This window comes from Paenibacillus lentimorbus NRRL B-30488 (assembly GCF_000411595.1).
In the GTDB taxonomy this organism is placed as follows: Bacteria; Bacillota; Bacilli; order Bacillales; family Bacillaceae; genus Bacillus; species Bacillus velezensis.
On the sequence record NZ_ANAT01000006.1, the window covers coordinates 125,222 to 149,270 of the forward strand.

Genomic DNA, 24,049 nt, shown 5'->3' on the forward strand with positions numbered 1-24,049 from the left:
TTAAATTTAATAAATGTGTTTACTTTACATTTAAATTAGGGTATTATAATAAAAATATTCAGACTTATGAAGGGGGAGAACATTTGAAAAAAATCTTGTTTTTAAAAGCTTCTATTTTATTTTTAGCGATTGCAAGCTTTCATGTGCTCTCCATTCCCCATGCGTTTGATACCGCTCATCATTTTAAAGCGGTAGCCGACCAGCAGGAAATGCACGAAATGAAGGCCGGCCAAAATGCTGATGATGAGAAAAAATCGCTGACGGGCTCATATATCTTGACGGCGCTTTTTGCCGCTTCTGTCTCACTGATCGTGATATCAGACAGGAGACGCCCCGCTTCCCGGAGAAGACAGCGAAAGAAAAGCTTTTTAATCGCTAAATTTTATCAGTCCTCGTATTTCGATGAGCTTCATGTTCAACATCGCCTATCTATGTAACATAAAATGAGGAGGTTGTTAAACATGTTGTTTATCTTACGAATGGTGATTTTAGGGTTGTTTTCATTCACTGCGTTGAATTTATTTGTATGGCAGGGAATCGAAGTCATTCACGCTATCACTGACTTATTCGGCAGCCATGAAAGCTAAATAGTAAAACCTCCGCTCAATGAGCGGAGGTTTTTTATTTTAATTTTACTCTTAAACATCGTATGCAGGGATACGCCATACATCTGTTACCGGCCCTGTCTCATCTTCATCGGTAAAGAAGGAGCCATTGCTGTATCGGTCATTCGCCCGCAAGGACTTCACGGCGATTTCGATTCTCTCGCCTTTTTCTGTTTCCGCAGCGATCATATCGGCCAAAGCGCACGCGAATACGCCGACTGCCCGATGCGGGTTCTTTTTAAGCTCTCGCAGCATGATGACACCGCGTTTCGCCCTGGATGTTTTTTCGAATTCAGATAGGTTCATCCGTTTGATCGCTCCCCGCTGTGTGACGAGGACAAGCGAATCTGTCTCATGCAGGATTTGCCCTGATACGACGGTATCACCGTCTTTTAAATTTATGCCCTTTACGCCGGCCGCACGGGCACCGACTACATTTACTTCATCTTCACCGAACCATAAACCGTACCCTAGGCGGGTGGCGATAAACAGCTGGCTGCCGCCGTCTGTGACATGAACATCAATCAGCTCATCATCCCCTTTAAGGTTAAGGGCAACAAGCGCTTTCGAGTAACGCTGCGCTTTGTAATGCGTCATTTCAGTTCTTTTCACCATGCCGTTTTTCGTCATGAACAATAAATATGAAGATGGATCAAATTCTTTTACCGGTATAGCTTTCACGATGGTTTCATCACGGTCAATCGTGATGATGTTCGTTACGTGCTGCCCCATGTCTTTCCACCTGATATCGGGAAGCTGGTGAACCGGACAATAAACATAGCTTCCCTTATTGGTAAAGAGCAGGAGAACATCTGTTGTATTCATTTCAAATTGGTGAATCAGTCTGTCAGTATCCTTCATACCGAAATCCTGGCCGTTAGAAGCGGCAAATGACCGCTGGCTTGTTCGTTTTACATAGCCGTCTTTTGTGACTGTCACATATACGTCCTCAGAGGCAACCATGACTTCAAGATTGATTTTAATTTCCTCAATCTTTTCTTCAATGACAGACCGTCTGCTGTCAGCATAGGTCTTTTTCAATTTTTTCAGGCTGCTTGTAATGACTTTTAACAGCTTTTTATCATGACTTAAAATGGCTTCGAGCTCCTGAATTTTCTTGCTGAGCTCTTCCGCTTCCTCTTTTAGCGCCGTAATATCCGTGTTTGTCAGACGATACAGCTGCAAGGATACGATTGCTTCGGCCTGAGGCTCCGTAAATGCGAATTTAGAAATTAAGTTTTGTTTCGCATCTTTCTTGTCGCTGCTTGCCCGGATGACCGCTATGACCTCATCTAACACAGACAGCGCCTTCATCAGTCCTTCAACGATGTGATGCCGCTCTTTTGCTTTTTGCAATTCAAAGACGGAGCGGTTTGTCACCACTTCCTTCTGATGGGAAATATACGCATCCAGGATGGCCGTAAGACTCATCAGCATCGGCCGGCGGTTATGTATGGCGACCATATTAAAGTTATATGTTGTCTGCAGATCAGTGTTTTTATATAAGAAATTCAGGATGCCTTTTGCATCGGCTTCTTTCTTTAACTCAACGACCACCCGGAGCCCCGTGCGGTCAGTTTCATCCCTGACTTCAGAAATGCCTTCGACTTTTTTGTCTATGCGGTATTCGTCCATTTTCTTAACGAGATTGGCTTTGTTTACTTCAAACGGAATTTCTGTAATGACGATCTGCTCCCGTCCGCCTCTTACGGATTCCACTTCAGCCTTGCCGCGGATAATAATTTTGCCTTTACCGGTTTCATAAGCCTTCCGAATGCCGTCGACTCCTTGAATAATGCCTCCTGTCGGAAAGTCAGGCCCTTTAATCACCTGCATCAAGTCATCGACGGTGCAATCCGGAGATTCAATCCGTTTAATGACGGCATCAATGACCTCACCCAGATGATGAGGGGGAATATCAGTCGCATAGCCCGCTGAAATCCCGGTTGATCCGTTGACAAGCAAGTTAGGGAACATGGCGGGCAAAACAACCGGCTCTTTACTGGTGTCATCAAAGTTCGGAACGAATTCAACCGTATTTTTATCAATATCACGCAAAAGCTCTGACGCGATAGAAGATAATCTCGCTTCCGTATAACGCATGGCAGCCGGCGGATCACCGTCAATGCTTCCATTGTTGCCGTGCATCTCAATCAGCACATTCCGCACTTTCCAATCCTGGCTCATCCGCACCATCGCTTCATAAACGGAGCTGTCACCGTGCGGATGATAATTACCGATAACGTTTCCGACCGTTTTTGCCGCTTTACGGAAATTTTTATCGAATGTATTTCCGTCTGCGTGCATGGCGTATAAAATTCTCCGCTGCACCGGCTTTAAACCGTCACGAGCGTCGGGCAGCGCCCTGTCTTGAATAATGTATTTACTGTAGCGTCCGAAACGGTCGCCGATTACTTCTTCTAACGGTAAATCATGAAATAATTCTGGCTGTGCCACTATTAAACCTCCTCAGCGACCGACAAGTTTTCATTTTCCAAAATATTGCTTTCCTCATCTAATCCGAAGGCAACATTCTTTTCAATCCATTTTCTTCTCGGTTCTACTTTGTCTCCCATTAATGTCGTTACACGGCGCTCTACCCGTGCCGCATCATCGATTTTGACTCTGACGAGCGTTCGCGACTCGGGATTCATTGTCGTTTCCCAGAGCTGGTCTGCGTTCATTTCTCCCAGACCTTTATAGCGCTGGATGGTATACCCTTTGCCGACTTTCTTTAAAACGCCGTCCATTTCTTCGTCGGACCAAGCATATTCAATAATCTCTTTCTTGCCGCTTCCTTTGCTCACTTTGTAAAGAGGCGGAAGGGCGATGAAGACTTTTCCATGCTCGATTAAAGGTTTCATATAGCGGTAGAAAAACGTTAACAGCAAGACTTGAATGTGCGCGCCGTCGGTATCTGCGTCCGTCATGATGATGATCTTGTCATAGTTGATGTCGTCTATATCAAAATCTGCGCCGACTCCTCCGCCGATCGCATGAATAATCGTATTGATTTCTTCATTTTTGAAGATGTCTGCAAGCTTTGCTTTCTCTGTGTTGATGACCTTTCCGCGAAGGGGCAGCACGGCTTGGAATTTCCGGTCTCTTCCCTGTTTTGCAGAGCCTCCCGCAGAGTCTCCCTCCACAAGATACAATTCATTCTTCGCCGGATTTCTGGAACCGGCCGGTGTGAGTTTTCCGCTCAGCGTCGCTTCTGATTTTTTGCGCTTTTTGCCGCTTCTCGCTTCTTCTCTCGCTTTACGGGCCGCTTCACGGGCCTGACTTGCTTTAATCGCTTTTTTGACAAGCAGGGTTGCCGTATCGCGGTTTTCTTCCAAGAAATAAGCAAGATTCTCAGAAATGACGGCATCCGCGGCGGATCTCGCCTCACTTGTGCCGAGCTTCCCTTTCGTCTGGCCTTCAAATTGCAGCAGTTCCTCCGGGATACGCACGGAAATGATTGCGGACAAACCTTCCCTGATATCGGCGCCTTCAAGGTTCTTGTCTTTCTCTTTTAAAAGGGCGACCTTTCGCGCATACTCGTTAAACGCTCTTGTCATTGCCGTTTTGGCTCCTGATTCGTGGGTGCCGCCGTCCTTTGTTCTGACGTTATTAACGAATGACAGCATATTTTCTGAATACCCGTCATTAAACTGAAACGCGAAATCGACTTCAATATCATGATGCTCGCCTTCAAAGGAAACGACTTCGCATAAAGCGTCTTTTTCCTCGTTTAAATAAGCGACAAATGCTTCAATTCCGTTCTCATAATAAAATACTTCTTTTACGCCGTTCCGTTCATCAATTAATTCTATTTTCAAACCTTTTAACAAGAAAGCCGATTCGCGCAGACGTTCTGACAGCGTGTCAAAATTATAAACCGTTGCGCTGAACATTGACGGATCAGGTTTAAAATGGGTAAGCGTTCCCGTTTTTTTGGTCGTTCCGATTTTTTCAAGTGAAGTCACGGGCTTGCCGCCGTTTTCAAACCGCTGTTTATAAACATATCCGTCACGCTCAATAGTAACTGTCAGCCACTCCGATAATGCGTTTACGACAGATGCGCCGACACCATGCAGACCGCCGCTTGTTTTATAGCCGCCCTGTCCGAATTTCCCCCCGGCATGCAGCACGGTGAAAATAACTTCCGGCGTCGGCTTTCCGAGCTTATGCATCCCGGTCGGCATTCCGCGTCCTCTATCCTGAACGGAGATGCTGTTGTCCTTATGTATCGTTACGATAATATGATCTCCGTAGCCGGCAAGAACTTCATCGACGGAATTGTCGACGATCTCATATACCAGATGGTGCAGGCCGCGTGCGTCCGTCGAACCGATGTACATTCCCGGTCGTTTTCTGACGGCTTCCAGGCCTTCAAGCACCTGTATGGCATCTTCGTTGTAATCAAATTGCTGTTTTCTAGCCAAACGTACAAACCCCTTTCAAAAACCTGCTCTTAATCATTCTCTTTTTTAAATGTTTTCATGTCTTTGTTTTTCAGTATGCGCAAGCTTCGGTCCAATTCTCCTCGGACTCACAATTATAACCAATATGCTTGATTTCGCAACATATTTAAGCGAATGGCTCGTTTTTTAGGCCGCAAGACATACATTCGAACGGCTTTTCATCTTTTTGGTGCCCTTTTCGGCAGATAAGAACATGAGTTCGCTTTCTATTATATAGCTTTATGCCGGCCATCGCAAACAGACTGCAAACCCCTGTATAAAGGGGTTTCTAAAAAAGCTGTTCATGCTTTATTGTATCTGTTTCATCATCATACGCAAAGAGTATTCTTTCAATAAAAAAGCAAAAACCCCTGATTTGCCAAGGATTTTTGCCTTTTTTGTTCCTATTTTATAACAGCGCGGGCGACTTTTATACATAAATCCATAACAGCCGTCCGTCCTTTGTCTGTAATCATGCGATACGCTTCTTCATTTGCAAGGCCCTGCTGCGCCCAAAAAACGGGAGCGTCCGTCTGTAAAAATTCTTCAGCAACGCCGGGAAGCTGCTCAGAGCGTCTGAACACATTCACGATATCAATCGGCCCCTCCACGTCTTTTAACGAAGCAACGGCTTTAACGCCAAGCGCCTCATCAATCGTTGGGTTGACGGGAATAATTTCATATCCTTCATCCTGCATCGCTTTGGAAACCATATAAGAAGTCCGGTCGGGACGGTCTGACAGCCCGACGACTGCGATCCGTTTGCTCCGGTCCAGAATTTCTTTAATCTCTGATTTTGAAGGATTTTGCATCTTTACCATCTCCTTTTGATATATTGTACATGACCGCTTCGCCGGAATCAAAAAAAGCGCTTTGTCAGCTTAATTCTCAAAAAACTTGTCATCAGACGGTAACAACTCGTGTTAAAATAGAGTGAAGGGACATTGAAAAGGAGAAATGTAGATGTTGATTGTTTTATTGATTATTTTGGCCTATGTAATAGGCAGCATCCCGTCAGGTTTAGTCGTAGGCAAACTTGCGAAAGGGATCGATATTAGAGAACACGGAAGCGGCAATTTGGGCGCTACAAATGCTTTTCGCACGCTTGGCGTTAAAGCGGGATCTGTCGTCGTCGCAGCCGATATTTTAAAAGGCACCCTGGCCGCGGCGCTCCCATATTTACTGCACGTCCCCATTCATCCTCTTCTCGCAGGGGTGGCAGCAGTGATCGGCCATGTATTCCCGGTGTTCGCAAAGTTTAAAGGAGGCAAAGCCGTAGCCACATCAGGGGGCGTCCTGCTGTTTTATGCTCCGCTGTTATTCGTTACGATGGTTGCAGTATTTTTCGTATTTTTATTCCTTACGAAATTTGTTTCTCTGTCTTCAATGTTAACAGGGATTTATACGATTATTTACTGTCTGTTTGTAAAAGACCCTTATTTATTAATCGTAGTGACGCTCTTGACCGCGTTTGTTATCTACAGACACAGGGCAAACATCAAACGGATTATAAACAAAACAGAACCGAAGATCAAATGGTTTTGATGAAACTTCAATTTTGACATCAAAATGCCATATGCGTTTATAATAGAGATAATTTCTTTATATGAGAAACAAAAAGGGAGTGTTCCGGATGAACATGAAAGTAACGAAAGGCGCGCTGGATTGGTACAAAGAAGAGCTCGATCTGGAAACAGGCGACCATGTCCGTTTCTTTGTCCGTTACGGGGGATGCAGCAACGTTCAGAAAGGCTTTTCTCTCGGCATTTTAAAAGACCGGCCGATGAACATCGGCACCAGCACGGAAGTTGAAGGCATTACCTTTTTTATTGAAGAAAGCGACTTATGGTACTTTGATAATCACGATTTGTCAGTCACATATTCAGATCAGGCAGAAGAGCCGGTATTTGATTACGTGTAAAAAAAGAACGCAGCGGATGCGTTCTTTTTTTTACAGCCTGAACCTTTTTAGGTGATCAGTCAGACGTTCTTTTTCTAATATGCTTCTTTGCGTTTCTCCGAGCAGGTCAAAGTGGGGAAATTCATTTTTATGGTGAATCCACTCCGGCTTCAGCCCGTACTCCGCTCCCCATCTGATCAGTTTATTGAGATCGCTTGAACCGGCCTTCGTCACGGTCTTAGCCTCCGGAAAGCGGTCGTCCAGCCAGTAATGCGTTAAAAAAGCGATTTTACCTTCCGATACATCCCGCTTCCATCTTTCCAGTTCCTTACGCGTAATTCCAAATGCCATAACTGCAGCCGCTCCTTATTTTTTTGCCTTTTCGTAAGCGGCATGCCAATCAGGAAAAGCCTTGCGAAACTGAATCGGTTTGAAGCTCTCTTTATCAACGCATATATGAGAGGATGTCGCTTTGATGGCAAGTTCTTGATCCGGATTATAGATGTGGTAGCCGTAAACGGTTTTAAATCCGTTATATTCTTCAATCCAAGTATGTACGACAGCCGTTTCTCCGTAGCGGAGCGGCTTTTTATAAGAAATGCTGATATCCAATACAGGGGACAGCACTCCTCTATCTTCCATATCTTTGTAAAGGAATCCGAGTTCCTTAATCAGCGCCGTTCTGCCGACCTCCATCCAGACTAAGTAATTGGCATGATAGACGATGCCCATTTGATCTGTTTCCGCATAACGCACTTCTATTTCTTTTTTTGACACATGCAACGTTCTCTGCTCCCTTTTTATCAGATTAGCCCCATTTTATCACAACGAGCCGGAAAGAGAAAAAAACCAGGTTTCCCTGGTTTTTATTATGATTGATAGCCGTTTTCTCTTGCAGCCGATTCATCCTGAATTTCACTGCGGAACGATTCAATGCTTTCATTGCGTCTGGCATTCTTCTCTTGAATGCGCTGTTTTTCCTCATCTGTCGCAAATTCCATTGATTCTTTCGCTTCTTCTATATTTTCAATTGTATTCTGCACCATATCCTGCAGCTTTTCAACGTTATCGGAACGGTCATCCGGATTCGGTTTTTGATCATTGTTTGTCATAATGTCTGCTCTCCTTTGATGATGTTATTCGCCTTTCGTCTGCATGACAATCGGATGTCCGTTTGACTTGTCATGAAACTTTTCCCCTTTATTGCGTTTATATTTAACGGGTTTTGTCCCTAAGTGGCTCGGAGCGTATTGCGGCTGGCCGTCTTTCTTGTTTATGCCCATGTTCATCCCTCCTTAAGAGTATATTTTGCAAAAGGAGGTGCAAACATGACTGCAAATTAAAGGTTATTTTTGTTTGAACCGCTGCTCCAGCTTTTCTTCAAGCTGATTCAAATATTCCGTATTGGTCATCAGCTCACGTTTATTTTCCATAACCAATTCATGAAAAGAACGTTTTCGCATTTTTTTCAATCTTCTCACCTCCGTGTTTTCATTCATTTTTTCCAATTTTTCAAAACCTAAGCCCTTTACAATAAAAAAACTGAACCCCTATTTGAGATCCAGTTTTTCTTTCATTTCTTTTTTTGTCATCGTGCCTACGCGAATATGCTGAATGGTTCCTTTTTCGTCTAATATGTATGTTGTCGGATAAGAAAGCACGTTGAAATCCCCGTTAATTCCGCTTTTGTCAATCAGAATAGGAAAGGTCAGCTGATAATGATCAGCAAATGATTTCACAGCCTGTATATTTTTTCAGAGGACGTAAAATTAACGGCTGCTACCGCAATATCAGGATATTCTTTCTGCAGCTCCTGCATATCGGGCATTTCCATTCGGCACGGCTTGCACCACGTCGCCCAGAAATTGAGGAGCACTTTTTTTCCTTTATAATCAGAAAGGGAGATACTTTTTCCTGACAATGTATCAAGTGTAAAGTCAGGGGCTTTCATCCCTTCTTCTGTCCCTTCTTTCGGACTTTTTTTGCACAGAATAAATGTTCCAGCCCGCATATACTAACAACCCGATAAGTAACATTCCGCCCAGCCATTTCGCAAGCATCTTAAGGCCTCCCGCATAAAAAGAGAGAAAGCAGACTGCTTTCTCTCCTTTGTTCATTCTGCTACTGTTTCATTTTATCGCGAAGCACCATTTGTAAAATGCCGCCGTGGCGATAGTAATCAATTTCCACTTCACTGTCGAAACGGACAACGACTTCAAACGTTTTTACCGTACCGTCTTCACTGATTGCTCTGACAGTCAGCAAGTCGCGCGGACGTACAGATTCATCAACATCCACCTCAATGACTTCCTTACCGGTTAAGCCGAGTGTATCCGCGTTTTCACCCTGTTTGAACTGGAGCGGCAGCACACCCATGAAGACGAGGTTGCTTCTGTGAATTCTTTCAAAGCTTTCGGCAATAACTGTTCTGATGCCGAGCAGATTTGTTCCTTTTGCAGCCCAGTCACGTGAAGAGCCCATTCCGTAATCTTTTCCGGCCAGGACGACAAGACCCGTTTTATCTTCTTTATACCGCATGCAGGCATCATAAATAGATGTCACTTCCCCGGTAGGCCAATGTGTTGTGTATCCGCCTTCTGTACCCGGTGCGATTTGGTTTTTAATGCGGATATTGGCGAATGTTCCTCTCATCATGACTTCATGGTTTCCGCGGCGTGAGCCGTAAGAGTTAAAGTCACGAGGAGAAACGCCTTTTTCCTGCAGGTATTTGCCCGCCGGTGTGTCTTTTCCGATCGCTCCGGCCGGAGAAATGTGGTCAGTCGTCACGGAATCGCCGAATTTGCCGACAACGCGAAGTCCTCTTAAAGGCTCAACTTTTCCCGGCTCTACAGACATTTCCTCAAAGAACGGCGGGTTTTGAATGTAAGTGGAATCCTGGTCCCACTTATACAGCGCTTCATCCGTCGTTTCGATTTCGTTCCAACGCTGGTTGTCGTCAAATACCGTTTCATACTCTTTGCGGAATAATTCCGGCGTAACAGTCTGTTTGACGAGAGAATTGATTTCATCCATGGACGGCCAGATGTCATCGAAATAAACATTTTGTCCGTCATTTCCGACACCGATCGGATCCGTTTTCAGGTTGATGTTTACAGTTCCTGCTAATGCGTATGCGACAACAAGCGGCGGTGACGCAAGGTAGTTTCCTTTGACAAGCGGATGGATCCGGCCTTCAAAGTTTCTGTTACCCGACAAGACAGAAGTGATCAGGAGATCATTTTTAGCAACCGCTTCTTCAATCTCTGGAGAAAGCGGGCCGGAGTTCCCGATACATGTCGTACAGCCATACCCTACGAGGTTAAAGCCGAGCTCCTTCATGTAAGGAAGCAGACCTGAGTTGACTAAGTATCCAGTAACAACCTTAGACCCCGGTGCAAGTGAAGTTTTCACATAATTCGGCACTTTCAAGCCTAATTCTACCGCTTTTTTGGCTACCAATCCGGCACCGATTAATACATAAGGGTTTGATGTATTCGTACAGCTTGTAATAGCGGCGATTGCAATCGCCCCTGTTTTCATAACCGCATCTTCACCGCTGTTAAGTTTAAATGAAATTTCTTTGTTCTCTTCAGCAGCATCCGCTCCGAATCCTTGGTTGCCGGCCGGGCTGACAAGATGTTTTTTAAATGTTTCCTGCATAACGGAAAGCGGGATTAAATCCTGCGGACGTTTCGGGCCTGAAAGGTTCGCTTCGATTTTAGACAGATCAATTTCCACAACGTCTGTAAAAATCGGCTCTTCCGCGTCAGGCGTATAGAATAAACCGTTGTTGCGGCAGTATGCTTCCACAATATCGATCTGCTCTTCTTCACGGCCGGTCAGACGCAAGTAAGAAAGTGCTTCCTCGTCAACCGGGAAGAATCCGCAAGTCGCTCCGTATTCCGGCGCCATATTGGCAATAGTCGCCCGATCCGCAAGCGGAAGCTCAGCAACACCAGGACCGAAGAATTCAACAAATTTATTGACTACGCCTTTTTCACGCAGCACTTGAGTGACTTTCAGCGCCAAGTCAGTCGCCGTCGTTCCGTTAGGCAATTTCCCGACAAGTTTCGCGCCGATGACCTCAGGAACAGGGAAATATGAAGGCTGGCCGAGCATTCCCGCTTCCGCCTCAATACCGCCGACACCCCAGCCGAGAACGCCGATTCCGTTAATCATTGTTGTATGGGAATCAGTTCCCACCAAAGTATCAGGATAGGTCACAAGTTCTCCGTCTTCCTCTTTCGTATGGACAACACTTGCCAAAAACTCAAGGTTTACCTGGTGAACGATACCTGTTGCAGGCGGAACGGCCTGATAATTGTTAAACGCTTTCTTTGCCCAGCTTAAAAATTTATAACGTTCTGCATTTCTTTCGAATTCTAAGTCCATATTAATGGCTAACGCATCTTCCGTACCGGCTTTGTCAACTTGTACGGAGTGGTCAATGACCAGGTCAACCGGAATTTCAGGATTGATTTTATCAGGGTCTCCGCCGACAGAGGCCATGGCTTTTCTTAAAGATGCCAGGTCAACTACGGCCGGAACGCCGGTAAAGTCCTGTAGAATAACCCGTGACGGTTTAAACGGCACATCGATATCTTTTAATTCAGCAGTACCCCATCTTGCTAAATTTTCAACATGTTCTTTTGTAATGACGCGTCCGTCTACCTGACGCAAAACGGATTCCAAAAGAACCTTAATAGAATAAGGAAGTTTTGAAACATTGCCGACCCCTGCGTCTTCCAATGCTTTTAATGAATAGTAGTTGTATGTTTTCCCATTTGAAGAAAATGTTTTTCTTGCTTGGAAAACGTCTTGTGTTGCGACTTTTTGCTGATTTGTCATTCTCCAAAATCCCCCTTCAATGATCAAGATCGTTCTTTAGATGAATGTTCACATTCCATCACAATTTTCTCACAATTTCATCTTAGTATAAAATCATACATAAGTAAATATCAATGTTTTTATTAAATACAATAAGATCGTCTTATCAGTATGATTTTCGGTAAATTTTGTCCGATTTTCCGCCTCATACAACGGGCTGTAAAGAGCCATATTAATGGTGAGGTGATGATCATGGTAAAACGGAAAGCCAATCATGTAATTAACGGCATGAATGATGCGAAAAGCCAAGGCAAAGGCGCGGGTTATATAGAAAATGACCAGCTCGTCCTGACGGAAGAAGAACGGCAGAACAATAAAAAAGAAAACAAACCAATAGCCGGAACACCTTAAAAAGGAGGCTTTAACATGACAAATAAAAATACAAGTAAAGATATGCATAAAAATGCTCCGAAGGGCCATAACCCCGGCCAGCCTGAACCGCTGAGCGGAAGCAAAAAAGTAAAAAACCGCAACCATACAAGACAAAAACATAATACAAGCCACGATATGTAAAACAGACCCCGGTGTCTGTTTTTTTGTGCCATTCACCCATTTAAAGCTTCTGCATACGTTATAGCAAGGCTTTTTAATATGGAGGAATGCTTCCATGAATCACTCAAAAAACGCTGAAGAATTTGATGATACGGAAGAATGGCTGCGGCAGTTTTACGAGGACCCGTATGCTTGGTATGACGAGACGCTGCCGATCGATCTATATGAAACAAGCCGTCAATATATCATTGAAGCCGACCTGACGGCGCTGAAGCAGGTGCAGGCGATCACCGTCACTCTTTCGGGAAATGAGTTTATGCTCTCTGTTAAAACGCTTGAACGGACGTTAAACAAACAAATGGTGCTTCCTTTTTATCTGAATGACAAACATATTTTCACTGATTTCACCAACCATATTCTGACCGTCTCCATGAACAAGGAGCCAAATGAGACTCCTGCCTCTTTTTCCTTTCAATTTCCTCTATAACATAAAAAAGCCGCTTTCATCCCTCAATGGAAGCGGCTTTTTTGTCCGGTCATATCAGTCATATACCCTAAAAGTGAATCTCCCATGGCCAAATAGCAGAATCACTATACGATAGAATATGTTCTAGCAACCGGAATGACTGGACATCTATCATTTTTTCTATTCTTTTTTTCATGTGTTCTTCTATTCTGTCTTCGTTTACAATATGGTTAAAGTAAGGAGGAGATAGAACAATGCTAGAAGGCTGGTTTATGTGGTTTATTTTATTTTGGGTCATCGTGATGATCGGATTGCTGTCTATCGGCGGGTTTTTTATGTTTCGAAAATTTTTAAAACGCTTACCGAAAGAAGACGGCTGGTCAGAACTGGATTGGCAGGACTATTATATTGAAAAAAGCAGGCACTTATGGAATGCGGGTGACAAGGCGTTTTTGGATGAATTGGTCGCTCCCGTGCCGGAGCTCTTTCGGGATGTAGCCAAAGCGAAAATCGCCGGAAAAATCGGTGAACTTTCCTTAGCGGAGGAAGCTGAACAAATAAACCGTGATTTAATCATCAGGGGTTACATACTCGCCACTCCTAAGCGTGATCATCAATTTTTAAAAAAGCATCTCCGCGAAAAACAGATTGATCTTACTCCTTATCAAGCCCTGCTCAAATAAAAAACCTTTCCGGCGGACGGAAAGGTTTTAATTCATCTGAATATCAGCGGTCTTCAGTTCATTAGAAAGTTTGCGGTAAGACATAAACATCGCGATGCGCCACGGGACAATCATTCCGAAAGCCAGAATCCAAAACATTCCGCTTAAAGCTCCGTAATCAATCGTCGTGCTCAAAATAGATTTCATAGCGATTCTGATAACCAGCAAACCAATCAGGATAAACACAAACGCTTTTGACCGTTTTAAATAGATTTCATTATTTTTAATCTCAAATTTAGATGTTTTAATCAGAAAAATAGAGAAGATCACGCCCAGCGTAATGGCCTCCAAAAATTCTTCGCCCGTCACTCTGAAAATCGGAAAAAGGAACATAAGCGCTCCCGTACTCATGAAAATCGGCGGGAGAATTATTTTTTAGGTGAAGCGGGCTTGTCGGAGGCTTTAATCCTGACGATCATCACGGAAATTGCCATGGCCGCTGCAATAACGGATGAAATTATAATCATCATCTTTATCATTCCTTTGCTTGCACGGAGTTTGATACTATATACTATACTCCAAAAACATAAAAAAACCAATTTGAAAAGAGAACACGTTTACGTTCCCGCTACCCGGCCTACGGCCTCCAGCACTTTAGATGCTTCAAACGGTTTAACGATAAAGTCTTTAGCGCCTAATTCAATCGCTTCCAGAACGATCCGCTGCTGCCGCATGGCGGTGCACATGATGATCCGGGCTTTCGGGTCAAAAGCTAAAATATCCTGCAGCGCCTGTATACCGTTTTTGACCGGCATGGTAATATCCATTGTCACCAGGTCGGGACGGATTTTTTGATATACTGCCAGGGCTTCCTCGCCGTCAGCCGCTTCCCCGGCCACTGTGTAATTTGCCGATTCCAGAATCTCTCTGATTTTCACCCTCATGAACTTGGCGTCATCTACAACTAAAACTCGTGTCATATTCCCCTCCACATATTTAACATTAACTAGTCTTATTGTACCAAAAACGAAAGGGTATATAATAGTTCAAAAGTTATTAATCCGTTACAGACCCGTAAATCCTCCGAAAAGATTTGACAGAACGATCAGAATGTAGCTCATCCAGTTAAAAAACAGCATAACTCCGATCAGAATCATAAGAATGCCGCCGATTTTCATGATAAGCAGCTGATGCTTGCGAATCCAATTCATTCTGGTAATAAAAAATGAAAGAACAAGAAAAGGAATCGCAAAACCGAGAACATATAAAAACATATACGGCACTGCTGAAGAAGGATTTGTATTTGCCAGCGAAAACACGGCTCCTAAAATAGGCCCGCTGCACGGCGACCATCCGGCTGCAAACGCAAGACCGATCAGAACCGAACCGATAAACCCCTCCGGACGGCGCTTAAAGTGAATGCGCCGCTCTTTCATCATGAATTTCGGCTGAAACACGCCAGCAGTAATCAGCCCGAAAAGGATCAGCATGATAGCGCCAAACTGGCGGATCGCTTCATGATATTGGGTAAAAAACTGCCGATAAACGAAGTTCCATATCCCAATGCGATAAAAATCACGGAGAAACCAAGCAAAAACAAAGTGTATGCACGAGGCCACGCTTTTGCAGCATCACCTTTTCTGTTTTCACCTCGTCCATACTGACACCAGTTATGTAAGATAAAAAGGCGGGGTACAACGGCAGACAGCATGGAGAAATGAAAGACAGAAATCCGGCCCCAAACGTCAGAAAGTAATTAAAACTCACGATGACACACTCCCTTCGAGTTATGACAAAATCATTTCATTTTTTTAACACTTTCCCGAGAAGGATTACTTTTTATAGAAAAAGCTTATATAATTTAATTTGACATCGAGATATTATACTCCTTCTTATTTGAAAAACAGTATAAATGTGGATATAATAATAGCGACTCAGGTGAAAGATTTATGTATGAAAGGATATATCCCTGTGATTAGAGAGCATCTATTAAATGAAATTGAAAAAAAACGGGCAGAGCTGCTTAAAATCGTCATGACAAACGGAATGACATCAAACATTACGATAGAACTCAGCCAGGAGCTTGACCACCTTCTCATACAATACCAAAAAGAACTGCACACCGGCAGTTGGGGTGAAACATGACGCCAAAATAAAAAACCCTCTCCGGGTTTTTATTTTTATAACCATGTATCTCTATATCATAATCTGTACGTATTATTTCGCTTGATTATTCATGGCTTTCATCATTTGATTAATTTTCTTTTGAGAAGGTTTCATTCCCATTTGCATCATCATCATGCGTAACATTTGTTCATTAATAGGCGGATTCTTTTTCAAATAGCTCATCATATATTTACGAGCAATAAAAAACCCGAGTGCAACACCTATGAGCAATGCGACAACGCCCACTAGGATGCCAACCCATAAAGTCATTTTATTTCCTCCTTCATGTTGTCTAGTTTAAAGTGTACTAAACCAAAGGCTATTATACAACATTTACATCTCTTTTTCCTCGTTTTTAGACAAAATTTCTTTCTCTGACCGGATTTAACCACCCGTAGCGCCGTGTCTTGAAATCCATTGCAAGAAAACAGGGGCTGATTTTACGCAGAATCTCAAAGAAAATCGTTTCCGCCTCATAATCTCCCGAAGCCGCAATCTCAATTAAACTGTCTTTCATTATGAAGGTGGCGCGGCCCTTTTCTCCGGGCAGTGTAAGCCGGTAAATGGAATCCAAACGGCTGTAACTCATTCGGTTTAAATGCAGCTGGAGATGCTGATGCATATGTATCACCGGAATCGGTTCCGTTATATATTGAACTTGCTTTTCTGTCATTTGATATTCCTGGGGTGTCAGATCGGTCCAATGATAGTCTCGAAACAACTCAAACATAGCCGTTTCCCGCCCGAAGTAGTGGTTCGCAAACTCATCCTTTATCAGGTGCGTATAGTAATGACGTTCCATTTCCTCATCCCCTTTTACAGCGCTTCGTTATTGCTTTCTATTATACAAAAGGAGAAAAGAAAGAATTGTCTATTACTGTTACGCCGCCCCTTCTATTTTTGTCGCATAAACAGGAAAAAGAGGATGATTTGACTCATCCTCTTTTGTCTCGTTATTTGTTTAGAAGTTTTTTCACGCGGTCAACCACGTTTTCTGCAGTAAACCCGTATTCTTTCATAATTGTTTCTCCCGGAGCTGAAGCACCGAAACGGTCAATTGCAAGAACGTCTCCTTCAAGACCGGTAAATTTGCCCCATCCGAAGCTTGAACCCATTTCGATCGCAAGACGTTTCGTCACATTCGGAGGAAGCACGCTGTTTTTGTACTCGGCCGATTGTTTTTCAAAGCGGTCCCAGCTCGGCATGCTGACTACAGATACGTGAATGTTTTCTTCAGCCAGTTTCGCTTGAGCTTCGATCGCAAGTCCGACTTCAGAACCTGTCGCTAAAAGAAGAGCGGCCGGTGATTCCGTTTGGGCTTTGGAAACGATATAAGCCCCTTTTTCCACGCCTGCATACGCTTCTTCAGCCTGCTGATCAATCGTCGGCAGGTTTTGGCGTGTCAATACAAGAGCTGTCGGATGATCTTGGCTTTGAACGGCAACCTTCCATGCAGCTGCGGTTTCATTTCCGTCAGCAGGTCTGATCACAGAAAGGTTAGGAAGTGCGCGTAAAGAAGCAAGCTGCTCAATCGGTTCGTGAGTCGGCCCGTCTTCCCCTACGGCAATACTGTCATGCGTGAATACATAAGTGACAGGGAGTCCCATCAATGATGCCAGACGAATGGCAGGTCTTAAATAATCAGAGAATACAAAGAATGTGCCGCCGAATACGCGGAGGCCGCCGTGAAGCGCCATTCCGTTTAATGCAGCGCCCATCGCAAATTCACGGACACCGAACCAGAAGTTTTTCCCGGCATAGTCTTTGGCCGTGAAGTCTCCTCCATTTTTGATTGTCGTTTTATTTGAACCCGCAAGGTCAGCAGATCCCCCGACAAAGAAAGGAATTTTCTTGGCGATCCCGTTCAGCACCTCACCTGAAGATGCGCGGGAAGCAAGGCTGCTGCCTTTTTCATAAACGGGAACTTCCTGATCCCAGTCTTTAGGAAGCTCGCCTTTCATGCCGAGTGACAGCTGTTCAGCAAGCTCAGGATATTTTTCTTTATAAGCCGCGAACAGTTCATTCCATTCCTGTTCTTTTTTCGAGCCGGCTTCTTTTACAGCTTGATTGAAATGCCCGTATACTTCTTCCGGAACATAAAAATCTTCTTCAAACGTCCAAGCATACGCTTCTTTTGTCAGCTTGCTCTCTTCTAGTCCTAACGGAGCGCCGTGAACGCCGGATGTGCCCGCGCGGTTTGGAGAACCGAAACCGATCGTGGTTTTCACTTCAATCAAAGTCGGTTTTTTATCATTCTGGCGCGCTTTTTCAATGGCAGCCGTCAATTCAGCGATGTTGTTTCCGTCCTCAACATAAAGAACTTCCCAGTTCATTGCTTCAAAACGCTGCTTTACATTTTCAGAGAAAGAGCGGTCTAAATCGCCGTCTAAGGAAATGTCATTAGAATCGTATAATACGATCAGGCGGCCTAATTCAAGATGGCCTGCAAGAGAAGCGGCTTCGGAAGAAATGCCTTCCATTAAATCGCCGTCTCCGCAAATACTGTATGTATAATGATCAACTACGTTGAATGAATCACGGTTATATGTCTCAGCCAGATGGCGTTCTGCAATTGCCATTCCCACTGCCATTGCAATCCCCTGTCCAAGCGGCCCGGTCGTTGCGTCTACTCCGGCTGTATGCCCGAACTCCGGATGTCCCGGTGTTTTGCTTCCCCATTGACGGAACTGTTTCAAGTCTTCAATGCTGAGGTCATATCCGCTTAAATGCAGCATGCTGTATAAAAGCATTGAACCGTGGCCTGCTGATAAAACAAAGCGGTCGCGGTTAAACCAGCCCGGATTCTGCGGATTTACATTCATAAATTTCGTCCACAGCGTGTATGCCATCGGAGCGGCTCCCATCGGCATGCCCGGATGTCCGGAATTCGCTTTTTCAATTGCGTCTATAGATAGTGTACGAATGGTGGCAACTGATTTCTTTTCAATTGTATCCATTATAATCCCCTTCCTTATTGTTGTACCTTTTCATCATAAAGCGATGCTGACTTTTTCTCAACTCTTTCAGCTTAAATTTGAGATAAACTTGTTGAAAATTGTCGTAAAGCACATCCTGATATTAGTATATACGAAAAAAGAATACGTATTGCCGTATTCTTTCTGTTTAATGAAGATTATTTTTCTGTTGTTCTCTTTTTAATTTTTCAGGGGTGACATCGTTGCCTTCCGGATCAATTACTTTTACGCTCTTTAACGTATTTTTCATTGAGGAGCGGAATCCTTTCAAATACTCCTGGCGAAGCTTTTGCTGTTCAGCTTTTTCCTCATCCGTTATCGTGTTTGATTTAGCTTTTTGAGCCAATTCGTTAATTCTTGCGATTTTTTCTTTAGAAATCATAATAAGCTCCTTTGGTGCGTGTTGATTATATACTACTAAAACGCAGTCTTTTTTACAACTGATGCGCGTCAGCTGCCTTCTGTGTCTGCGGTATATTCCTGAAACCGCCGGTGAACCGTGGCTTTGGACACGTCATAGCCGAATCCTCTTAGGGTCGCTGCGATTTCTGCAAAGGTAAGCTTGTTGGCTCTCAGCCTGATAATTTCCGAAACCGGAACCTCTTTTTTTCTTTTCCGCTGTTTTCATGTCTGTTTTTCAGATTCCGTTCAGGTTTGTAGCCGTTTTTCACGGCTCTTTTCATTCCCCGCCGGATTTTCATATTGTGAATTTTCCTTTGATATTCCTCAACAATACTGACGATTTCAAGTACCATCGAATCAGCTTCGGAAAGCTCCAGTTCACCTTTATGAGCCGTCGTATATATCTTTACGTTCTCCCTGTAAATACAATGCAAAAGCGCAATCTTGGCGTTTCCTCTTCCCAATCTCGTTTCGTCCTGCACCAATATCGCGTCAATATGTGATTTTTTAATTTCATCAAGCATTTCAAATACTCCGTCGCGGTCCATTTCATAACCGCTGGCTTTCTCAGAAATGACTTTCACGACTTCCATGCCGTTTGCAGCAGCGATCTCACTGAGCTCTTCTTCCTGTCTTTTTAATGACGTTTGCTGCTGTTCTTTGTTTGTGCTTACGCGGGCATAAATGAGCGCCTTCATTTCTCTCTTTCCTCTCTAATTGACAATGGCCAGCTGATATACGGCCGGATGCTTCTTCTTAACCGGAAGAATAAGTTCGTCTCCGGGCTTTATATCAGCAGTTTGGAGATGATTATTCTCCGTCACCCACTCAATGAAATCTTCTTTATTAATGTGTTTCTTTTCTGCTACATGATCCGCAAGTGACCAGAGTGTATCGCCGTCCTGAACCTTTATTTTAACATATTGGCTGAGGGACTGATCATTTCCCGCACATGAGACAAGTAAAATAGCGGCACTTAAAATCGCAGTAAACAGCCCGACAAATGTGATAGATTCTTTCGCCATGTAAATAACCTCCGATAAGAATGTTTGTTCGCTTTTTATATCTTTCAGTATATACGAACAAATGTTTCTGTCAATCGTTTTTTTCGAACCTATGTTTGTACTGTCAGGAAAATCATGCTATAATCTACTTAAAATCGACGTTTTGAGGTGCGAAATATGACGAAGCTATCAAAAAGGCAGCTTGATATCCTGCGTTTTATTAAAGAAGAGGTAAAAACGAAAGGATATCCGCCTTCTGTAAGAGAGATAGGAGAAGCAGTAGGACTGGCTTCCAGTTCAACCGTGCACGGCCATTTGGCGCGGCTGGAGACAAAAGGCCTGATCAGACGGGACCCTACTAAACCGAGGGCGATTGAGGTATTGGATGAAGAAGAAGTCCATATTCCGAAAAGCCAGGTCGTAAACGTTCCGGTCATCGGGAAAGTGACGGCGGGTATTCCGATTACGGCTGTTGAAAATATCGACGAGTATTTTCCGCTTCCTGACCGGATGGTTCCTCCGGGCGAACATGTCTTTATGTTAGAAATCATGGGAGAAAGTATGATTGACGCCGGCATTTTTGACAAAGATTACGTCATTGTCAAACAGCAGAACACGGCCAATAACGGAGAAATCGTCGTAGCAATGACCGAAGATGATGAAGCGACGGTTAAGCGCTTCTATAAAGAAGACAATTATGTGCGGCTGCAGCCGGAAAATCCGACGATGGAGCCGATTATCCTGCAAAATGTAAGCATTTTGGGGAAAGTGATCGGCGTATTCAGAGCCGTCCATTAATTCTATTAAACTTCATTTATCGTAAAAAACCCCTTACAGAGGGGTTTTTTTGCATAAAAAAAGCAGATTCGCCCTGGCTTAAGAAACGAACCTGCTAAGGAGGAAAAACTTACATTCTTATTATCCGGCATCACACTTTTGAAGTCAACTAATAATGTTTCCCTCAAGAAACTTTTCATCCATTTTTCAACTTTTTATATATTTGTGCGTGATGAATTTGCTTTTTTATCTTTTCTTTGGGCGGGTACGTCAAAAATTCAACTATGAATATTTAGTACATAGTGCAATAAGTTAAATATAAATATAAAAAAACCCGCTGCCTTTAGCGAGTATCTATTTTCAATCAAAATGATAATATTCTACACCGTAAAACCCTTTAATATAGACGGGACCACAGACGTTTGAAGAACTTTCAACCAGAATCCTGTATTTGTGATACGGATCAATTGATTTTTTATCCTGGGCACTGAGGTTTAGCCAGCTGCCGCTGTAGTTTTTAGAACTTAATGTATAAAAATCTCCGTTCAGCGCCATCCGCTGGAGTTTCATGCTTAAACCGCACGAAGAGTTGTTCATTATGGTGAACTTATAGCCTAAAAATAATCGTCGGCAGCTACAGCCCCCGGATTTTCAATATGAAACTCTTTTGCGTTTCCCTCCAAAGTGAAGCTTGTTTTTGATCCGAATTCAGTGGTAGCCGCTTTAGCTGAGTGTATTCCGCTAAAACATAATAAAAAACAGCAATACATATCCAATATTTTTTCATTTGCATCCCCCTTTTTACATATTTTAACTTGTGAATCCTGTGATGTCTATTCACATTTTACTTTATAACCACTATATACCAGTTTAAAAATTTGCGGATTGCTTACAATGAAGACTAAACGAAATAACGAAGGTGGTTCAAATGAAACACGTAATTGCTTTCGCTTCTAAAACGGCGCTCACACTTGCTTTACTGTACATTGTTCTGGATCTTATGTACCAAGTAACCTTTTTAAACGTTCTGTTTATTACAGTGATCTTAAGTTTAATCACTTATTTTGCGGGTGATTGCATGATTCTGCCGAGAACAAGCAATTTCACAGCCGTTGCAGCTGATTTCGGAATTTCATTCATTATATTATGGATATTCCTGATGAACATTGGCGGGTTTAATGTCTCTCCTGCCGCGGCATCGGTTATCTCTGCACTTTGCATTTCTGTTTTTGAGGCATTTTTTCACCGGTATTTGCAGCAATATGTACTTCCCGAAGATTACCAGGACACAACAGAGACGGATAACACGCTATGGAGCTATCAAACCGAGGCGTCTGAAGAATTAGTGCCGGAAAAAGACCCTCAGGAAAAACATAAAAAGGAGGCAATCGCCTCCTTCTCTTTTATTTTGCTTCTGATCGTCCAGCGGCAGCTGCAGCAGTGAGTCTGTGCCTGTCGCTTTCGGCGTTTTTCCGTCCCATTTTTCAATCCATTTATATTTGATCATTTCATCGGACATTGATTTCTTAATGATTTCGTTATAGTCAGCGATCCCTTCCGCTTCAATTTTTTCTTTTTCGCTTCGGCTTCGGCTATTTTAATTTCAGTTTGTGTCCGTTCAAGTTCCTGTGAAGACTTCACCCTTGCATCGATGGCTTCCTGTGTGGCTTTATCCGGCTTTGGTACGCCAAGCGTCAGATCATCAATTAAAAATCCAAGACTCTTCATATCATCAGCAAATCTCTTTTGAACATCGGCAGCGGCTTCTGCAGATTTTTGCCCGTATGTGTCAATAACCGAGTATTTGCTGATTGATTTTCGCGCCGCATCCCACAGCCTTGTTTTTAAATATGTATTTTCGATCGTTTCCACATCTACCGCCCCGAATTTGTTAAACAGATCGACTACTTTATCAGGCTGCACGACATAGTTGTAAGCGATATCCATTTCAATATTTTTACCGTCAGAGGTTGCCACTTTTATATTTTCATTATTCACTGTCTGCATACGCACCGGGTATTCCGTTACTTTATTAAATAATCCGACTAAGTGCCAGCCTTGGTCCAATGTGTCGGATTTTACCCCGCCATTCGGTGAGTATACAACCCCGACATAACCGTTCGGTATTTTTTCAATGAATAGTGACGCTGTGACGCCCGCAATTAAAAGGGCTGCACCTATAATCACACCGCCGAGAATTTTTTTTGTGTTTCCGCGCTTATTTTCGCTCATGCTGATCTTCTTCCTCCCATGACTTTTTTAATTTTTTGACTCCGCTTCCCACTTGTTTAAAGATTGGACTAAGCATCAGCCATAAACCGAATCCGATGATGACAAGAAGAATGATAGACCCGATCATCACTTTCATTTGCCCACCTCTTTTCTTTCATCCTGTCAATTATGTATACGATCTTAAGAACTTAAAGTTTCATAAATTTCAAAAGAAAAAGCCCCGCCGACAAAATAGGCGTGCTTATTAATAATTGTCACTGATAAAATCAGAAATCGTTTTTGTGAATTGATAAAAGGTCTTATTTTGTGTGGATGCTCTGCTTTTCAGCGTAAAAGTGTCAAATAGTGATGTTCTGAAGCCGGTGCTCATTTCGATTTGGATACTCAATCCGGATGAAGATTGATTGGCAAGGTTGTTCGGACTGACGCCTGCATATTTATCATTTGTGCCAAGAAGAACGGCTGGATACCCGTGCCGTTTCAGCACATCGGTCAAAAGTTCGGCCCGTTCTCTGTCTGTACCGCCGATTTTTATCTTTTTATCATCACTGCCGTAACCGTGCAATGAAATGACATTAGAGTGCTCTTTCACCATTTGCACGGCCTTAGGTTCATCGAAATGCGAACTTGTCAAATGCAGAGCCGCATTACCGGCTGATTTTAACCCTTCAAATAAATATAAACTCCGGTTTTCGGCAATTTCTCTGGCTAACTCACTGGTCCCCGGCTCTATGCCTCCGCCGTGTATAGCTAATATGAGGACAGAAGGGTCATGCTCCCGCGTTGAAATGGAAAAATCGGAAGGATCTTCATTCAGCTTTAATTCCTCGAAACTGCCGTAAATATCTGAAGCGGCATCAGCCCGAAAGAACGGCAGAAGCAAAAACGGTAAAATTAAAACTAAAATTCCTTTTTTGGTTATTGATGGCATTTGTATGTTTATGTTACAATACAAATGCTTCAGCCTTTGAAGCGAACGGCAGAACAGGGTGACTTTGGACGGTTTCTTCTGCTCTGCCTCTTTGCCAGCTGCTTT

26 protein-coding genes and 8 pseudogenes are annotated in these 24,049 nt (G+C 43.4%); 11 read left to right on the forward strand and 23 right to left on the reverse strand.

Translation table 11 applies throughout. The annotated features are described in order from the left end of the window. Nucleotides 1–83: 83 nt before the first annotated feature. Together D368_RS03500 and D368_RS19875 are read left to right on the forward strand one after the other, a co-directional pair. A complete protein-coding gene (locus D368_RS03500; RefSeq protein ID WP_128574572.1) occupies nt 84–437 on the forward strand; it encodes a hypothetical protein in 354 nt (117 codons plus the stop codon). 24 nt (nt 438–461) lie between these two features. Continuing rightward, nucleotides 462–587 (forward strand): hypothetical protein, encoded by a 126-nt coding sequence (locus tag D368_RS19875; protein WP_003153957.1) that lies wholly within the window; start codon nt 462–464, stop codon nt 585–587. A gap of 51 nt (nt 588–638) precedes the next feature. On the opposite strand, the gene parC is transcribed toward D368_RS19875, so the two are convergent. From parC to D368_RS03515, 3 genes are all read right to left on the reverse strand, one after another. Then, entirely contained in the window at nt 639–3,062 is a 2,424-nt protein-coding gene (gene parC / locus D368_RS03505) for a DNA topoisomerase IV subunit A (RefSeq protein WP_032858581.1), read from the reverse strand. A gap of 2 nt (nt 3,063–3,064) precedes the next feature. Beyond that, on the reverse strand, nt 3,065–5,032 hold the full coding sequence (gene parE / locus D368_RS03510) for a DNA topoisomerase IV subunit B (RefSeq protein WP_014305073.1): 1,968 nt from the start codon (nt 5,030–5,032) through the stop codon (nt 3,065–3,067). 422 nt (nt 5,033–5,454) lie between these two features. Then, nucleotides 5,455–5,862 (reverse strand): CoA-binding protein, encoded by a 408-nt coding sequence (locus tag D368_RS03515; protein ID WP_007410316.1) that lies wholly within the window; start codon nt 5,860–5,862, stop codon nt 5,455–5,457. A gap of 151 nt (nt 5,863–6,013) precedes the next feature. Here D368_RS03515 and plsY point away from each other — a divergent pair, with 151 nt between their 5' ends. Together plsY and D368_RS03525 are read left to right on the forward strand one after the other, a co-directional pair. Then, entirely contained in the window at nt 6,014–6,595 is a 582-nt protein-coding gene (gene plsY / locus D368_RS03520) for a glycerol-3-phosphate 1-O-acyltransferase PlsY (protein ID WP_077722386.1), read from the forward strand. A gap of 88 nt (nt 6,596–6,683) precedes the next feature. Then, nucleotides 6,684–6,971 (forward strand): HesB/YadR/YfhF family protein, encoded by a 288-nt coding sequence (locus D368_RS03525; RefSeq protein ID WP_007410318.1) that lies wholly within the window; start codon nt 6,684–6,686, stop codon nt 6,969–6,971. A gap of 30 nt (nt 6,972–7,001) precedes the next feature. Here the strand turns inward: D368_RS03525 and D368_RS03530 are convergent, their stop codons facing one another. From D368_RS03530 to acnA, 7 genes and pseudogenes are all read right to left on the reverse strand, one after another. Next, entirely contained in the window at nt 7,002–7,301 is a 300-nt protein-coding gene (locus D368_RS03530; protein ID WP_003153968.1) for a hypothetical protein, read from the reverse strand. Nucleotides 7,302–7,316: 15 nt separating this feature from the next. Beyond that, nucleotides 7,317–7,733: a YbgC/FadM family acyl-CoA thioesterase gene (locus tag D368_RS03535; protein WP_003153973.1), complete on the reverse strand. Its 417-nt coding sequence runs from the start codon at nt 7,731–7,733 to the stop codon at nt 7,317–7,319. A gap of 86 nt (nt 7,734–7,819) precedes the next feature. Further along, nucleotides 7,820–8,062, reverse strand: a complete 243-nt coding sequence (gene tlp / locus D368_RS03540; RefSeq protein ID WP_003153975.1) for a small acid-soluble spore protein Tlp — start codon at nt 8,060–8,062, stop codon at nt 7,820–7,822. A 24-nt stretch (nt 8,063–8,086) separates the two neighbouring features. Beyond that, nucleotides 8,087–8,233, reverse strand: a complete 147-nt coding sequence (locus D368_RS03545; RefSeq protein WP_003153977.1) for an acid-soluble spore protein N — start codon at nt 8,231–8,233, stop codon at nt 8,087–8,089. Nucleotides 8,234–8,296: 63 nt separating this feature from the next. Next, a complete protein-coding gene (locus D368_RS03550; protein WP_012117651.1) occupies nt 8,297–8,422 on the reverse strand; it encodes an FbpB family small basic protein in 126 nt (41 codons plus the stop codon). Nucleotides 8,423–8,500: 78 nt separating this feature from the next. Further along, nucleotides 8,501–9,010: pseudogene (locus tag D368_RS03555) on the reverse strand (TlpA family protein disulfide reductase). A 61-nt stretch (nt 9,011–9,071) separates the two neighbouring features. Continuing rightward, on the reverse strand, nt 9,072–11,798 hold the full coding sequence (gene acnA, locus D368_RS03560; protein ID WP_044053239.1) for an aconitate hydratase AcnA: 2,727 nt from the start codon (nt 11,796–11,798) through the stop codon (nt 9,072–9,074). Between the two features lie 231 nt (nt 11,799–12,029). On the opposite strand from acnA, the pseudogene sspO reads away from it, so the two are divergent. The 4 genes and pseudogenes from sspO (at nt 12,030) to D368_RS03580 (ending at nt 13,478) form a co-directional block, all read left to right on the forward strand. Further along, a pseudogene (sspO, locus tag D368_RS03565) lies at nt 12,030–12,174 on the forward strand (acid-soluble spore protein SspO). A gap of 29 nt (nt 12,175–12,203) precedes the next feature. Then, nucleotides 12,204–12,350, forward strand: coding sequence for a small acid-soluble spore protein P (locus tag D368_RS03570; protein WP_003153984.1), 147 nt, complete (start codon nt 12,204–12,206; stop codon nt 12,348–12,350). A gap of 94 nt (nt 12,351–12,444) precedes the next feature. Continuing rightward, on the forward strand, nt 12,445–12,816 hold the full coding sequence (locus D368_RS03575) for an Hsp20/alpha crystallin family protein (protein WP_003153985.1): 372 nt from the start codon (nt 12,445–12,447) through the stop codon (nt 12,814–12,816). A 233-nt stretch (nt 12,817–13,049) separates the two neighbouring features. Then, on the forward strand, nt 13,050–13,478 hold the full coding sequence (locus D368_RS03580) for a DUF2621 domain-containing protein (RefSeq protein ID WP_070081881.1): 429 nt from the start codon (nt 13,050–13,052) through the stop codon (nt 13,476–13,478). A 27-nt stretch (nt 13,479–13,505) separates the two neighbouring features. On the opposite strand, the pseudogene D368_RS03585 reads toward D368_RS03580, so the two are convergent. The 3 genes and pseudogenes from D368_RS03585 to D368_RS03595 form a co-directional block, all read right to left on the reverse strand. After that, nucleotides 13,506–13,996: pseudogene (locus D368_RS03585) on the reverse strand (CcdC family protein). A gap of 78 nt (nt 13,997–14,074) precedes the next feature. Next, nucleotides 14,075–14,437, reverse strand: a complete 363-nt coding sequence (locus D368_RS03590) for a response regulator (protein ID WP_071391776.1) — start codon at nt 14,435–14,437, stop codon at nt 14,075–14,077. An 84-nt stretch (nt 14,438–14,521) separates the two neighbouring features. After that, nucleotides 14,522–15,227, reverse strand: a pseudogene (locus D368_RS03595) (cytochrome c biogenesis protein CcdA). A 201-nt stretch (nt 15,228–15,428) separates the two neighbouring features. Here D368_RS03595 and D368_RS03600 point away from each other — a divergent pair. Further along, nucleotides 15,429–15,602, forward strand: a complete 174-nt coding sequence (locus D368_RS03600) for an aspartyl-phosphate phosphatase Spo0E family protein (RefSeq protein ID WP_012117647.1) — start codon at nt 15,429–15,431, stop codon at nt 15,600–15,602. A 72-nt stretch (nt 15,603–15,674) separates the two neighbouring features. Here D368_RS03600 and D368_RS03605 read toward each other — a convergent pair whose 3' ends face one another. The 6 genes and pseudogenes from D368_RS03605 to yneA all read right to left on the reverse strand — a co-directional run bounded on the left by D368_RS03605 (nt 15,675) and on the right by yneA (nt 20,025). Further along, nucleotides 15,675–15,893 carry a YneF family protein gene (locus tag D368_RS03605; RefSeq protein ID WP_003153994.1) on the reverse strand — a complete coding sequence of 73 codons (219 nt, stop codon included), beginning with the start codon at nt 15,891–15,893 and terminating at the stop codon, nt 15,675–15,677. An 85-nt stretch (nt 15,894–15,978) separates the two neighbouring features. Next, on the reverse strand, nt 15,979–16,425 hold the full coding sequence (sirA, locus tag D368_RS03610) for a sporulation inhibitor of replication protein SirA (RefSeq protein ID WP_101563056.1): 447 nt from the start codon (nt 16,423–16,425) through the stop codon (nt 15,979–15,981). A 151-nt stretch (nt 16,426–16,576) separates the two neighbouring features. Next, nucleotides 16,577–18,580, reverse strand: coding sequence for a transketolase (gene tkt / locus D368_RS03615; RefSeq protein ID WP_007611727.1), 2,004 nt, complete (start codon nt 18,578–18,580; stop codon nt 16,577–16,579). 166 nt (nt 18,581–18,746) lie between these two features. Then, complete coding sequence (locus D368_RS03620) at nt 18,747–18,980, reverse strand: DUF896 domain-containing protein (protein ID WP_003153997.1); 234 nt, start codon at nt 18,978–18,980, stop codon at nt 18,747–18,749. 68 nt (nt 18,981–19,048) lie between these two features. Beyond that, nucleotides 19,049–19,698 (reverse strand): annotated as a pseudogene (locus D368_RS03625) (YneB family resolvase-like protein). A 15-nt stretch (nt 19,699–19,713) separates the two neighbouring features. Beyond that, nucleotides 19,714–20,025: a cell division suppressor protein YneA gene (gene yneA / locus D368_RS03630; protein WP_071391779.1), complete on the reverse strand. Its 312-nt coding sequence runs from the start codon at nt 20,023–20,025 to the stop codon at nt 19,714–19,716. A 156-nt stretch (nt 20,026–20,181) separates the two neighbouring features. Between yneA and lexA the strand changes: the two genes are divergently transcribed. Then, nucleotides 20,182–20,802: a transcriptional repressor LexA gene (gene lexA, locus D368_RS03635; RefSeq protein ID WP_003154004.1), complete on the forward strand. Its 621-nt coding sequence runs from the start codon at nt 20,182–20,184 to the stop codon at nt 20,800–20,802. Between the two features lie 339 nt (nt 20,803–21,141). Here lexA and D368_RS03640 read toward each other — a convergent pair. Continuing rightward, a pseudogene (locus D368_RS03640) lies at nt 21,142–21,568 on the reverse strand (hypothetical protein). 141 nt (nt 21,569–21,709) lie between these two features. Between D368_RS03640 and D368_RS03645 the strand changes: the two are divergent. Beyond that, a pseudogene (locus D368_RS03645) lies at nt 21,710–22,153 on the forward strand (YndM family protein); the annotation flags it as partial. Here the strand turns inward: D368_RS03645 and D368_RS03650 are convergent. From D368_RS03650 to D368_RS03655, 3 genes and pseudogenes are all read right to left on the reverse strand, one after another. Further along, nucleotides 22,124–23,013 (reverse strand): annotated as a pseudogene (locus D368_RS03650) (prohibitin family protein). The pseudogenes D368_RS03645 and D368_RS03650 overlap by 30 nt on opposite strands. Then, entirely contained in the window at nt 23,000–23,149 is a 150-nt protein-coding gene (locus D368_RS19880; RefSeq protein WP_166706258.1) for a hypothetical protein, read from the reverse strand. The pseudogene D368_RS03650 and the gene D368_RS19880 overlap by 14 nt, the downstream one beginning before the upstream one ends. Nucleotides 23,150–23,257: 108 nt before the next feature. Then, nucleotides 23,258–24,001, reverse strand: a complete 744-nt coding sequence (locus D368_RS03655) for a poly-gamma-glutamate hydrolase family protein (RefSeq protein ID WP_128574573.1) — start codon at nt 23,999–24,001, stop codon at nt 23,258–23,260. Between the last annotated feature and the right edge of the window lie 48 nt (nt 24,002–24,049).